8 protein-coding genes and 1 pseudogene are annotated in these 13,738 nt (G+C 66.9%); 2 read left to right on the top strand and 7 right to left on the bottom strand.

The genetic code is table 11. The features are described 5' to 3' along the window. Positions 1 to 119: 119 nt before the first annotated feature. Entirely contained in the window at positions 120 to 425 is a 306-nt protein-coding gene (locus KRX52_RS04040) for a hypothetical protein (RefSeq protein ID WP_217679883.1), read from the bottom strand. Between the two features lie 337 nt (positions 426 to 762). Between KRX52_RS04040 and KRX52_RS04045 the strand changes: the two genes are divergently transcribed. Both KRX52_RS04045 and htpG read left to right on the top strand, forming a co-directional pair. Further along, positions 763 to 2,010, top strand: coding sequence for an MFS transporter (locus KRX52_RS04045; RefSeq protein ID WP_217679884.1), 1,248 nt, complete (start codon positions 763 to 765; stop codon positions 2,008 to 2,010). A gap of 101 nt (positions 2,011 to 2,111) precedes the next feature. Then, entirely contained in the window at positions 2,112 to 4,010 is a 1,899-nt protein-coding gene (htpG, locus tag KRX52_RS04050) for a molecular chaperone HtpG (protein ID WP_217679885.1), read from the top strand. 99 nt (positions 4,011 to 4,109) lie between these two features. Here the strand turns inward: htpG and polX are convergent, their stop codons facing one another. The 6 genes and pseudogenes from polX to fnr form a co-directional block, all read right to left on the bottom strand. Then, positions 4,110 to 5,828, bottom strand: a complete 1,719-nt coding sequence (gene polX / locus KRX52_RS04055; RefSeq protein ID WP_254797386.1) for a DNA polymerase/3'-5' exonuclease PolX — start codon at positions 5,826 to 5,828, stop codon at positions 4,110 to 4,112. Further along, positions 5,825 to 6,952 carry a CapA family protein gene (locus tag KRX52_RS04060; protein ID WP_217679887.1) on the bottom strand — a complete coding sequence of 376 codons (1,128 nt, stop codon included), beginning with the start codon at positions 6,950 to 6,952 and terminating at the stop codon, positions 5,825 to 5,827. Before KRX52_RS04060 ends, polX begins: the two co-directional genes overlap by 4 nt. 61 nt (positions 6,953 to 7,013) lie before the next feature. Continuing rightward, entirely contained in the window at positions 7,014 to 9,434 is a 2,421-nt protein-coding gene (locus KRX52_RS04065; protein WP_217679888.1) for a Lon protease family protein, read from the bottom strand. A gap of 93 nt (positions 9,435 to 9,527) precedes the next feature. Then, a pseudogene (gene mgtA, locus KRX52_RS04070) lies at positions 9,528 to 12,113 on the bottom strand (magnesium-translocating P-type ATPase); the annotation flags it as partial. A gap of 92 nt (positions 12,114 to 12,205) precedes the next feature. Further along, a complete protein-coding gene (locus tag KRX52_RS04075; RefSeq protein ID WP_217679890.1) occupies positions 12,206 to 12,760 on the bottom strand; it encodes an Hsp20/alpha crystallin family protein in 555 nt (184 codons plus the stop codon). A 93-nt stretch (positions 12,761 to 12,853) separates the two neighbouring features. Then, on the bottom strand, positions 12,854 to 13,624 hold the full coding sequence (fnr, locus tag KRX52_RS04080) for a fumarate/nitrate reduction transcriptional regulator Fnr (RefSeq protein ID WP_254797387.1): 771 nt from the start codon (positions 13,622 to 13,624) through the stop codon (positions 12,854 to 12,856). Positions 13,625 to 13,738 lie beyond the last annotated feature (114 nt).

Raw genomic sequence — 13,738 nt, forward strand, 5'->3', positions numbered from 1 at the left:
GGAGCGAGTACTACTCCCGAGCGTGTGCCGAGATCGGCCGGCTTTTTCAGCAGGCAAAAAAAACCGCCCTGCCGCTACACCGTTTCTTCGGGTAGGGCAGGGCGGTTTTGTGTCAGGCCTTACTTCTTCTCTTCTTCGACCTTGCCAGCCTCCTGCTGGACTTCAGCAGCTTTCTGCTCGACGGCAGCGCCGGCGTCTTTCACGGCGCCCGCTGCTTGCTCGGTCACTTCGGCAGCCTTCTGCTCGACGACGGCACCGGCCTCCTTCGCGGCATCGGTGGCCTTCTTGGCAGCCTCGCCTATCGACTGGGTAGGTTGCGGGGCCGAGCCAGCTGCCGATTCCGCTTTCTTGTCGGCTTGGTCGCCGCAGGCGGCCAGACCGAGGGTGGCGGCGAGCAGCAGGGCGTAGGTCAGCGGTTTTTGCATTTTGTTGCTCCTAGGGAGTGTCCATGTCATGAGAGTTGCGAGTACCGATTAAGTATGTAGCGCAGCATTGGTGCTTTTGCAAAACCGGTAATCCAACGGCCAGTCACCCGATGGAGATTCATGCCGTTCATGAACCACGTCGGATTTCACTGAATACTTCAATCAAACTATTTGAGCGCCATGACAGATAAAAGTTCAGCGAGTCGAGCATTTGTGAGTAATGGTCACTTTGGACTGTGGAGGCTGGCGGGTATCATCCGTCACCATCAATGACTCAAGGTGGAAGAGTCGTGATGCGCTCCCTCCTTTGTTTTCGTCGTTTGTGGATGTTTGTCTGATGGATGCTCTGCTGATCGTCGGTGGCCTGCTGCTGATCCTGTTCGGGATGGTCTGGTTGGTGGTGCAGGCTTTTTCCACCAGCCTGCTGTGGGGCGTGGGCAGCCTGCTGCCGCCATTGCCCTTGCTGTTCATCGTGCGGCACTGGCAGCGTGCGCGCAGCTCGGTGACGCTGATGGGCATGGGCTGCATTCCTCTGGTGGTCGGCCTGACTCTGCTGGCCAGCCACGACGCCGACCGCCTCGCCGCCATCCTCAGCCTGCGCTGGCTGGAGCCGGAGGCCAAAGTGGCCCGCGAGCTGGACATCCAGCTGCGCGGCGAATTCAACGGCAAGCCCTTCGCTCCCGAACTGGGCGAGTTGATCGACGGCACCCTGATCCTGCGCGAAGGCGACGATTTCTTCGCCCGCCGCGAGCTGAGCATCCGTCTGCCCAGCCAGCCGAGCGGCGATCTGCAGCTCAACGTGCTACCCGATGATCGCGACAACCTGCCGGCGATCGAACTCAGCTGGTTGCTGCCTGACCACGATCTGCCCGAGACGCGACGGGTCATCAGTGGCTACACCCTGCACCTGGATCTCAAGAGTGCCGAGCCGAACCTGCTGCGTGGCGACTTCCATCTGGTGCTGCCGTCCGGCTACCGCACCTCGCTGAGTGGCAAGGTGGAGCTCTATACCAGTGACCTGCGTTATCGCAACGGACGTGTCGACACCCGGCACAACTCGCAGGCAACCCTCGAGTGGCTGATCGTCGACTATCTGCAGCGCAATACGCGGACCCGGGCCGTCGAACTCGCCCCGCTACCGCCCATGGATCTGGACAGCCACCAGCTCGATCTCGACGTGGAGGCGCGCATTGCCGGGGTGGCCAGGCGGATGCCACTGACCCTCGTGCGCAGCGACCTGCAGGGCTGGCGGGTCCAGGGCGATCAGGCGCCGGCCCTGCCGCCGCCCAGCGAGGACGACCTGCTGCGCACGGCGCCGGTGCCGACCACGGTGGTGCGTGGCGAGGAGCGGCCGCTCGACCGGCGCATCGGTTTTTCCCTCGAGAGCCTGCTGGATCGCCCGGGGCGTTACCTGGGCGCGCGGGTGCGGGTGATGACCGAGCGTGGCCGCAGCGCGGAGGGGCGCTTCGACGGCATCAATGCGGAGGGGCGGCTGGTGATCCAGCATGCCCTCGGCGGGCAGGGCGAGGCCAGCTTCCTGCTGCGCTCGAGCGAAGTGACGCAGATCGAGCTGTTGGAGCCCTGATTTTCCGGCCGCGGGTGCCAAGCCCTTGAAATCCCGGACGAAGTCTCCATATCCATGGCATTCGCCGCACACGCGGCCTGTCATCCGTGGAGTTCGCATTCATGAGCGTGGAGACTCGCAAAGAGACCCTGGGTTTTCAGACTGAAGTGAAGCAGCTGCTTCAGCTGATGATCCATTCCCTGTATTCGAACAAGGAGATCTTCCTGCGGGAACTGATCTCCAACGCCTCCGACGCCGCCGACAAGCTGCGTTTCGAGGCGCTGGCCCAGCCGGAACTGCTCGAAGGTGGCGACCCGCTGAAGATCCGCGTCAGCTTCGACAAGGACGCCCGCACCGTCACCCTCGAGGACAACGGCATCGGCATGAGCCGCGACGATGTCATCTCGCACCTCGGCACCATCGCCAAGTCCGGCACTGCCGACTTCCTCAAGAACCTCTCCGGCGACCAGAAGAAGGATTCGCAGCTGATCGGCCAGTTCGGCGTCGGCTTCTATTCGGCGTTCATCGTCGCTGACCAGGTCGACGTCTACAGCCGCCGCGCCGGCCTGCCGGCCAGCGAGGGTGTGCACTGGAGCTCAAAGGGCGAGGGCGAGTTCGACATCGCCGCCATCGACAAGGCCGAGCGCGGTACCCGCATCGTCCTGCACCTGAAGGCCGACGAAACCGAGTTCGCCGACGGCTGGCGCCTGCGCAACATCATCAAGAAGTACTCCGACCACATCGCCCTGCCGATCGAGCTGCCGAAAGAGCAGTTCGGTGAAGAAAAGCCGGCCGACGTGGAGTGGGAAACCGTCAACCGCGCCAGCGCGCTGTGGACTCGTCCGCGCAGCGAGGTGAAGGACGAGGAATACCAGGAGTTCTACAAGCACGTCGCCCACGACTTCGAGAACCCGCTGTCCTGGAGCCACAACAAGGTCGAGGGCAAGCTCGAGTACACCTCGCTGCTCTACGTGCCGGGCAAGGCGCCGTTCGACCTGTACCAGCGCGAAGCGCCCAAGGGCCTCAAGCTCTACGTGCAGCGCGTGTTCATCATGGACCAGGCCGACCAGTTCCTGCCGCTGTACCTGCGCTTCATCAAGGGTGTGGTCGACTCCAACGACCTGTCGCTGAACGTCTCCCGCGAGATCCTGCAGTCCGGCCCGGTGATCGACTCGATGAAGTCGGCGCTGACCAAGCGCGTGCTGGACATGCTGGAGAAGCTGGCCAAGGACAAGCCGGACGACTACAAGACCTTCTGGAAGGCCTTCGGCCAGGTGCTCAAGGAAGGTCCGGCGGAAGACTTCGCCAACAAGGAGAAGATCGCCGGCCTGCTGCGCTTCGCGTCGACTTCCGATGCCAGCGGCGAGCAGAGCGTGGCGCTGGCCGACTACCTCGGCCGCCTGAAGGAAGGCCAGGACAAGATCTACTACCTCACCGGCGAGTCCTATGCCCAGGTCAAGAACAGCCCTCACCTGGAGGTGTTCCGCAAGAAGGGCATCGAGGTGCTGCTGCTCACCGACCGCATCGACGAGTGGCTGATGAGCTACCTCACCGAGTTCGACGGCAAGCAGCTGGTCGACGTCGCCCGCGGCGACCTGGACCTGGGCAAGCTGGACTCGGAAGAGGACAAGAAGGCCCAGGAAGAGGTGGCCAAGGCCAAGGAAGGGCTGGTCGAGCGGCTGAAGAGTGCGCTGGGCGAGCAGGTGGCCGAGGTGCGCGTGTCCCACCGCCTGACCGACTCGCCGGCGATCCTCGCCATCGGCGAGCAGGATCTCGGCCTGCAGATGCGTCAGATCCTCGAGGCCAGCGGGCAGAAGGTGCCCGAATCCAAGCCGATCTTCGAGATCAACCCGGCCCACCCGCTGATCGAGAAGCTGGATGCCGAGGCCGACGAGAACCGCTTTGCCGACCTGTCGCACATCCTCTTCGACCAGGCGGCGCTGGCTGCCGGCGACAGCCTGAAGGATCCGGCCGCCTACGTGCAGCGCCTGAACAAGCTGCTGGTGGAGCTGTCGGCCTGATGGCCTGACCGCACACTTGCGCATGTAGCGAGAATGCCGCTCACCTGTTCCGGGTGAGCGGCATTTTTCATGGCGCAGCGCGCAGGCCGAGGGGCGGTGTCAGCGCTTGAGCCAGCGGCGCAGCTCCGCCAATGGTCGGGTGTTCAGCACGTCCTTCGCCTCCAGCCAGCCGCGGCGGGCCTGGCCGATGCCGAAGCGCAGGCCGGCGAAATCCAGCGTGCGGTGGGCGTCGGAGCTGATGGCGATGGGCACACCGGCATCCCGGGCCTCGCGGCAGTGCAGGTCGTCGAGATCGAGGCGTTCGGCTTGCGCGTTGAGCTCCAGCGCGCAGCCGCGCTGGCGAGCGGCGGCGATCAGGGCCGTGAAATCGCAGTTGATCGGTGGTCGCTCGCCCAGCAGCCGCCCGCTGGGGTGGGCGAGGATGCTGAAATGCCGGTGCTCCATGGCGCGCAGCAGGCGGCGCGTCTGCTGCTCCTTGGCGAGATTGAAGGCACTGTGCACGGCGCCGACCACCAGGTCGAGGCGGCCGAGGATGGCGTCCGGCAGATCCAGGCTGCCGTCCTCAAGGATGTCCACCTCGATGCCCTTGAGCAGGGTGATGCCGACGAGCTGCTCGTTTAGCGCGTCGATCTGTTCGATCTGCCGGGCCAGCCCGTCGGCATCCAGGCCGTGGGTGATGGCCAGGCGGTGGGAGTGGTCGGTGATCGCCAGGTATTCCAGCCCGGCGGATTGGGCGGCGGTGGCCATTTCCTCGAGGGTGTTGCGTCCGTCGCTGGCGCGGGTATGGGCGTGCAGGTCGCCACGCAGATCGCCCAGCTCCACCAGCGTGGGCAGCGTGCCGGCCAACGCTGCCTCGATCTCGCCGCGGCCTTCGCGCAGCTCCGGGGCGATCCACGGTAGGCCGAGGGCCTGGTACATCGCCTCCTCGCTGTCGCCGGCGATGCGCTGCTTGCCGCGATAGACGCCGTATTCGCTGATCTTCAGCCCGCGCCCCTGGGCCATGCGCCGCAGGGCGATGTTGTGCGCCTTGCTGCCGGTCAGGTAGAGCAGCCCTGCCCCCCAGGACGGCGGCGCGAGCAGGCGCAGGTCGACCTGCAGGCCGGAATGCAGCAGCACGCTGGCGCGGGTGGTGCCGGCGGCCAGCACGCGGCCGACCTCGGTATCGCCGGTCAGGCGCTGGATCGCCGGGCTGCCGCGCCGTGCGCTGACCAGGATGTCCAGATCGCCGACCGTGTCGCGGCACCGGCGGAAGCTGCCGGCGGTCGCTACCTCGATCACCCCGGGCACCTTGCCCAGCTCGGCGACCAGGCGTTCGGCAATCGGCGCGACCCGGTTCAGCAGCCAGCGCTGCGGGGTGTGCAGCAGCAGTTCGACCGCTTGCAGCAGGCGCTCCTCGGTCTGCTCGCCGAAGCCGTGCAGCTGGCGGATGCGTCCTGCGCGGGCGGCCTGCTGCAGCTCGGCCGGGGTCTGGATGCCCAGTTCGTGCCACAGGCGGGCGACTCGTCGCGGCCCCAGGGTAGACACCTTGAGCAGTTCGCGCAGACCGGCCGGCACCTCGCCGCGCAGGCGCTGCAGGATGGCGCAACTTCCGGTGCTGGCAATTTCGCCGATCTTGCCCGCCAGGTCCTCGCCGATGCCAGGCAGCTTGGGCAGCGCCTGGCCACTGGCAAGCAGGCCGGCGATGTCCGGGGCGAAGGCCTGCAGGGTGCGCGCGGCGTTGCGGTAGGCACGGATGCGGAACGGGTTGGCTTCTTCCAGTTCGAGAATGTCGGCGATCTCCTCGAGCACGGCGGCGATCTCGGCGTTGCTCACGCTCATGGCGCGCCCCGTGGCCAAGTCAGGGCGAAGCTGCCGTCGATCTGCTGACGGATGCCGCAGCCGAAGGTGGCGCATTCGCGGGCGAGGGTGTCGAACAGCCAGCGGCGATCGGCGCCTTCGGCCAGGTTGATGCGCAGGCGCTGCAGGCGCGTCGGCACCATGTCCAGGCCAAGCAGGCGGCCGTCGTCGTGCAGGCGGACGAAATACAGCAGCCCCAGTTCGCCGCGAAAGGCGTCATGGCCCTCGATGCCTTCGTAGTCGTTGAGGCGGTCGCCGCAGCCATAGAGGATCAGTCGCTGACGGTGTACCTCGATACCCTTGATATGGTGCGAGGAGTGGCCGTTGACCAGGTCGACACCGGCCTGCTCGATCAGGCCGTGGGCGAAGGCGCGCTGTTCGGCGGGGACGGCAAAGTCCCAGTTGTCGCCCCAGTGCAGCGATACCAGCACGCGGTCGCCACTCTGCCGCGCGGCGCGGATCAAGCCGGCCACATGGGCCAGGCTGCGCGGCGACAGGTCGTCCAGTCGCGCCACCCCCGGCTGATGCGGGCCGGCCGCCCACCACGAGGGAATGCCGCTGTCCGGTAGACCGAAGGCGAACACCAGCAGGCGCCGCCCCTCCGGCAGCGCCAGCACCGCCGGTGCTTCGGCACTGGCTCGGTCGAAACCGGCGCCGGCCCAGGGCATGCCATGGGCCGTGAGGGTGTCCAGGGTGTCGCGCAAGCCGACCTCGCCCCAGTCCAGCACATGGTTGTTGGCCAGGGTGCAGCAGTTGATTCCGGCAGCGCGCAGCAGCGGGAAGTTCTCCGGGGTCATGCGGTAGTTGATGCCCTTGGGCTCCGGTCGGCCGTGGCGGGTCACTGCGGTTTCCAGATTGATCAGGCGTATCTGTGGCTGGCGGCGCTGCAGCTCGGCCAAGGCGTCGCCCCAGACATAGGCGAAGTCCACCGGCCGCTCGATGGGGCCGCAGCGCTGCTCGGCCAGCACCACGTAGTCGCGGGCGTCGTGCACGTAGTCCTCGTACAGCCGCGGATCGCCGGGGTGCGGCAGGATCTGGTCGATGCCACGGGCCGGCATGACATCGCCGAGGAGGAACAGGCTGAGCGGGTTTTCCACGCTGGCCATGGCTGCCTACCTTGCGGCGGTAAGCCCGCCGCCGGACTTCGGAGTGGGTATCTCCCTCGGTTCACTTATCGGCCTGCCCGTTGCCGGCAGGGCCGTCTGACTGTGGATGAGCATAGCGCTGACGCAGCTCGCTCAACTCGCGCAGCCGCCGCTGCACTGCGCCGTTGATCGTCCCGGCGGGGAACTGGCCCTGGGCGTCGGCGACGCCGGCGGGCAGGCCGGTGAGCAGCGCCATGGCCTGCTCGGCGTGCTCCACCGCATGTACGTGGAAGCGCCCGCCGGCCACCGCGTCCACCACCTCGCGGCGCAGCATCAGGTGTTTGATGTTGCCTTGCGGAATGATCACTCCCTGGCTGCCGGAGAGGCCGCGGGCGGCGCACAGATCGAAGAAGCCCTCGATCTTCTCGTTGACCCCGCCGATCACCTGCATGCGCCCGTGCTGGTCCACCGAGCCGGTGATGGCCAGGTCCTGGCGCAGCGGCAGGTCGGCCAGCGCCGACTGCAGCACGCACAGCTCGGCGGCCGAGGCGCTGTCGCCATCGATGCCGCCATAGGACTGCTCGAACACCAGACTGGCCGAAAACGACAGTGGCTGGCTGCCGCCGAAGCGGCTGGCCAAGTAGGCGCAAAGTATCAGCACGCCCTTGGAGTGCAGCGCGCCGCCCAGCTCCACCTCGCGCTCGATGTCGATCACCTTACCGTCGCCCAGGCGCGCCGTGGCGCTGATTCGCGCCGGATGGCCGAAGGCGTGGGCGCCCAGTTGCAGCACCGCCAAGCCGTTGATCTGCGCCACGCACTGGCCGGTGCTGTCGATGTGGCGCAGGTCGCGCAGGGCGGCCTCGAGCAGACGCTCACGCAGCTGGTCGGCGCGGTACAGGCGTTCGCGCACCGCCCGCTCGACGTCCTCGCGGCGCACCTGCGCCCGCTGCTGCTGGCCGGCCCAGTAGTCGGCTTCGCGCATCAGGTCGAGCAGGTCCTGCAGGTGCAGCGACAGCTTCTCGCCGTCGGCCGCCGCGCGCGCGGCCTGCTCGATCAGCCGCGCCACTGCGGGGCCGTCCAGCGGGCGCAGTTGCTCGCGGCGCTGCAGGGTGGCGATCAGCTGCGCGTACAGCCGGGTGTTGTCCGCGCTGCGCGGCAGGTCCTCGGCGAAATCGGCCTCGACCTTGAACAGCAGGGGGAACTCGGGATCGTACTGGGTCAGCAGGTAGTAGAGCAGGCGGTCGCCGATCAGCACGACCTTCACCTCCAGCGGGATCGGGTCGGGCTCCAGGGAGATGGTGCTGGCCAGGCTGAGGATCTGCTCCAGCGACTGGATGCGCAGCTCGCGGGCCTGCAGCGCGCGCTTGAGCGCCTCCCAGGCGAACGGCGTGGTCAGCAGCTTGCGCGCGTCGAGCAGCAGGTAGCCGCCGTTGGCGCGGTGCAGGGCGCCGCCCTTGATCAGGGTGAAGTCGGTATGCAGGGTGCCCATCTGCGCCTGGTGCTCGATGCGCCCGATCAGGTTCTGGTAGCTCGGGTAGTCCTCGTAGACCAGCGGCGCGCCCTGGCTGCCGCCGTTGTCCACCAGCACGTTGACGAAGTAGCGGTTGAACGGGGTCAGGCGCTGGCGGTCGAGCAGTTTCTCCGCCGGCGCCGAGCCGAAGATCTCCAGCCCCTTCTCGACGATGTCGAGCTTGACCTCGGCGAGGAAGGCGGCGACTTCGGCGAGTCTGGAGTAGCGCGCTTCCAGATCGATGAACTGGCGCTCGACCGTGGCACGGGTGACCGCCTCGTTGAGCTGCTCGACCTGCTGGTCGTGCTCGCGGCTGGCGGCGGCGCCCTGCTGCAGGGCCTGGCGCAGTACCTGGCGGATGCGCTCGGTGTGCTCCTCGATCTGCTGCTTCTCCTCGGCCGGCAGCTTGTCGAAGGCCTCGGCATCCAGCACCTCGCCGTCCTTCAGCGGCGCCAGGGTGAAGCCGGCCGGGGTGCGCAGCAGGATGATCCCGGCGGCGCGGGCCTGGCTGTCGACGCTGCCGAACAGTTCCTCCTCGCGGGCCTTGAACTTGTCCTTGAGGCCCTGCATGGCGTTACGGTACTCGTCGCTGTCGAACGCTGCCGGCAGCGCCACCAGCAGGCTGCGTACCAGCGTGCGCATGTCGGCCTGCAGGTCAGTGCCGGTGCCGGCCGGCAGGCGCAGCACGCGGGGCTTGTGCGGGGCACGGAAATTGTTGATGTAGCACCAGTCGCTGGGCGGCGCGATCTGGGCGGCCTGCTGACTGAGCAGGTGACGGACGATGGCGTGCTTGCCCAGCCCCGGCGAGCCCATCACATACAGGTTGTAGCCCTCGTGCTGGATGCCGACGCCGAAGTTCAACGCCGCCAGGGCCCGCTCCTGGCCGAGGCTGGCCTCCAGGTCGGGCAGGTCGCTGGTGCTGTCGCAGCCCAGCTCCGCCACGTCGCAGGCGTGGTAGAGCTGTTGGGCGGTCAGTTCATGCGGGGGCGGCACGGTGGGCCTCCTTTGCCTTGGGCTTTCCGATGGTCGTCACTGATTGATTAAAGATCACCGGCGGCATTTCGATAGGCGTCCAGCCGCAAGCGCTCAGTGCCGCGTGACCGGCTGTCCGCGCTGGCGACGGGCGCGGCCGGTGGGGTGCTGGTGGTGCCGGTAGAAGTAGTGCTTGAACAGCTCCGAGGCGCCTGCGTACAGCAGGCAGATACCGAGCAGGGCCAGCAGCAGCATGGGGGGCAGCGGCACCAGGCCGAACCAGACCGCCAGCGGGCTGTAGGGCAGGGCGATGGTGACGGCGATGATCGCCAGCGAGGTGCCCAGCAACAGGCGGCCGGGACGGCTGCGCCAGCAGGGCTTCCAGGTGCGTACCACGAAGATGATCAGGATTTCGGTGAGCAGCGACTCGACGAACCAGCCGGTGCGGAACAGCTCGGCAACCTCGCCGGCGAACCACAGCAGCACGCCGAAGGTGAGCAGGTCGAACAGGCTGCTGACCAGGCCGAAGCCGATCATGAAGTTGCGCACCATGCGCAGGTCCCAGCGGTGTGGCGTGCGCTCCCACTCGCGGTCGACCCGATCACTGGCGATGCCCACTGCCGGGATGTCGGAGAGGAAGTTGTTGAGCAGGACCTGCTTGGCCAGCAGTGGCAGGAACGGCAGGAACAGCGAGGCCACCGCCATGCTGATCATGTTGCCGAAATTGGCGCTGGTGGTGATGAAGATGTACTTGAGGGTGTTGGCGAAGGTGTGCCGGCCCTCGTCGATGCCCTGGCGCAGCACGTCAAGGTCGTGCTTGAGCAGCACGAAGTCGGCGGCTTCCTTGGCCACATCCACCGCATTGTCGACCGAGATGCCGACATCGGCACAGTGCAGGGCCGGTGCGTCGTTGATGCCGTCGCCGAGGAAGCCGACCACATGGCCGGTCTTCTGCAGGGCGAGAATGATGCGCTCCTTCTGGTTCGGGTCGACCTCGGCGAACAGTGACACCCGCGGCGCCAGGTTGAGCAGCGCCTCGTCCTTCATCTGCGTCAGCTCGGCGCCGGTGACGATGCGCTCGACGTCAAGGCCCACCGCTTCGGCGACATGTCGCGCCACCAGCTGGTTGTCGCCGGTGATGACCTTCACCTGTACGCCCAGGTGGTGCAGGGCGGTCAGGGTCTGTTGCACGCCGGGTTCGGGCGGATCGAAGAACAGCAGAAAGCCGACGAAAGTCAGGCCGCTTTCCTCGGCCTTCTGGGCGTCGCTGGCCATCGTCTTGCAGGCCAGGCCGAGCACCCGATAGCCCTTGGCGCTCCACTGCGCATAGCGCTCGCGAATGGCGGTCAGGGCGGTGTCGTCGAGCGGCTTCTCCGGCGAGCCGTTGCGCACCCAGCTGCAGATGTCGAGCACGCTGTCCAGCGCGCCCTTGGTGATGGTCTGCAGCGGGCCGGCGTCGCCCACGCGGACCAGTACGCTGAGGCGCTTGCGGGTGAAGTCGTAGGGGGTCTCGTCGATCTTGCGGTAATCGTTCGGCTGCGTGCCCGCGGCGGCGACTATGGCCTCGTCCAGCGGGTTGCGCAGGCCGCTCTGCAGATGGGCATTCAGCCAGGCCAGATGCAGCACGCCGGCGTCGGGATTGCCGGTGGCATCCAGCGCGCCGTCCAGCTGCACCACGCCACGGGTCAGGGTGCCGGTCTTGTCGGTGCACAGCACGTCCATCGACCCCAGGTTCTCGATGGCGTTGAGGTGGCGCACGATCACCCCGGCCTGAGCCATGCGCTGCGCGCCCTTGGCCAGGGTGATGCTGAGGATCGCCGGCAGCAGCTCCGGCGACAGGCCCACCGCCAGGGCGATGGTGAACAACAGAGTGTCGATGGTCGGGCGCTGCAGCAGGATGTTGGCCCCCAGCACCAGCACGGTCATCACCAGCATCACGCGCAGGAGCAGGGTGCCGAAGTGGCGCAGCCCGCGCTCGAACTCGGTTTCCGGCGGGCGCAGGGCCAGGCTGGCGGAAATGCGGCCGAACTCGCTGTCTGCAGTGCTGCGGACCACCAGCAGGCTGGCGCTGCCGCTGCGCAGCGAAGTGCCCATGAACAGGCAGTTGTTGCGCTCGGCGAGGGCGGCGCCGGCAGCGACCGTGCCCGGCTGCTTCTCCACCGGGAAGGTTTCCCCGGTCAGCAGGCCCTGGCTGACGAAACAGTTGCGCGCCTCCAGCAACACGCCATCGGCCGGGATCAGGCTGCCGGCCGACAGCTCGACGACATCGCCCGGCACCACTTCGGTGGCGGGAATCTCCCGAACTTGACCGTCGCGGCGCACCTGCGCGCGCACGGCGATGCGCTGGCGCAGTTGTTCGATGGCATGGGAGGCGCGACGTTCGTGCCAGGCGCCGAGCGCGGCACTGCACAGCACGATGGCGAGGATGATCACGGCATCCAGCCAGTCCCGGACCACCAGTGCGACGACGGCGCCAAAGATCAGGATCAGCACCAGCGGGCTGCGCAACTGCTCCAGCAGCAGGCGCGGGAAGCCGGGCGCTCGTTCGGCCAGTGGCGGGCGATTGTCGGCCAGGCGCCGGGCCGCCAGCGCCGCGCTCAGACCCTGGTCGGAGCTGCCCAGTTCGGCCAGCAATTCGCTGGCTGGCCGACTCCAGTAGGTCGGGTGATCTGCCCCGTCAGGCGAGCTCGCTGCTGCACGGAAAGGGTGTAGCGCTGACATGGCGGCGATACCCGAAAGGTCGAAGGGGGCGATAAAGCAAGCCCTGCGCTAGGCAGGGCTTGCGGGACCGATCAACTGGTCTTGATCGGGATGGTCTTTTCCGGCTTCTGCGCTTCGGGCTTCTTGGGCAGATGCAGGGTCAGCACGCCCTTGCTGAAGTGCGCCTCGATCTTCTCGGGATCCACGCCCTCGGGCAGTCCGAAGGTGCGCTGGAAGGAGCCGTAGTGGCGCTCGGAGAGGTAGTAGTCCTTCTTCTTCTCCTCGCGCTCGTCCTTCTTCTCGCCCTTGATGGTGAGGGTGCCGTTGCTCAGCTTGAGCTCGATGTTCTTTTCGTCCATGCCCGGCAGTTCGGCGGTGATCTCGAAGGCATCCTCCTTCTCGACGATGTCCACCGCCGGCATGCCGCTGAAGCTCAGTTCACGGCGCCAGAAGGGGTCCCGGTCGAAGGCGCTGCTGCGGACAAACGGCAGATGCCAGCCGCGGTCGAAATCCTCGAACAAGCGGTCGACCTGGCGGCGCAGGTTCTCCAGCGGGCGCAGGGCGGTGGCGAGGGGATTTTGCGTGGTCGCCTTGCCTTCGGTCTGCACCGGGATCTGGTTTTCGGTTTTGTTTTCGCTTTGAGCCATCTTGGTTTTCTCCCTATTGGGTCCGACATGGACGGTGCGTAGAACTTTAGTAGCTAGTAGCGCCGGGAGTGGCACATTGACATTGATCAAGCCTCATGCCGCCGGGTCATCTGCCAGCTCGGCCGCGCCCAGTCCGCACAGCTGCTGCAGGCGGCGGATGTCGGTGAGCCGCACTTCGCGGCCGCTGATGGCCACCAGCTCGCGGTCGCGGTAGCGGGCGAGCAGGCGGCTGACGGTTTCGCTGGTCAGGCCCAGGTAGTTGGCGATCTCGCAGCGGCTCATCGGCAGGATGAAGTTCTGCGCGGAATAGCCGCGCTGGCGAAAGCGCTGTGACAGCTCGAGCAGAAAGGTGCCCAGGCGCTCCTCGGCGCCCTTGCGGGTCAGGCGAAGTTGCTCGTGCTCGGCATGGATGGCTGCGCTCATGACCCGCAGCAACTCGGCGCGCAGGCGCGGGATGCTGCCGGCCAGCTCCTCCAGGCGCGACAGCGGGATGCTGCAGACCATGCTGGTTTCCAGGGCGACGGCGAAGCTCGGGTGGCTGAAGGCGCCCAGGCCGTCGAGGCCGAGCACATCGCCGGGCAGGTGAAAGCCGGTGATCTGCTCTTCGCCCTCGCTGCTCAGCAGATAGGTCTTGAGGGTGCCGGTGCGCACGGCATGTAGTTGCTGCAAGGACTCGCCAGCAGCGAACAGGTGCTCGCCTTTTTGCAGCGGCCGGCTGCGCTGGATGATGTCGTCCAGCTGCTGCAGCTCGCTGCCGTGCAGGTTGGCCGGAAAACAATGCGAGCGGACCGCACAGTCGCGGCAGCTGATGCGCTCGCGTGAGCACCGAGCGGAAAGCGACGGCGCGCTGTTTTCGGGTATCAAAAGAAGCTCTCCCGGATGCCAGGTGGGTGGTGAGCAATTTCCAGTCTAGGTCATCGGCGAAAAACGGCTGCTTCCTGACCATGATCAAGTTCGCCGCTGGTCTGGCGATCTAGC

The sequence above is a fragment of the Geopseudomonas aromaticivorans genome (assembly GCF_019097855.1).
Classification (GTDB): domain Bacteria; phylum Pseudomonadota; class Gammaproteobacteria; order Pseudomonadales; family Pseudomonadaceae; genus Geopseudomonas; species Geopseudomonas aromaticivorans.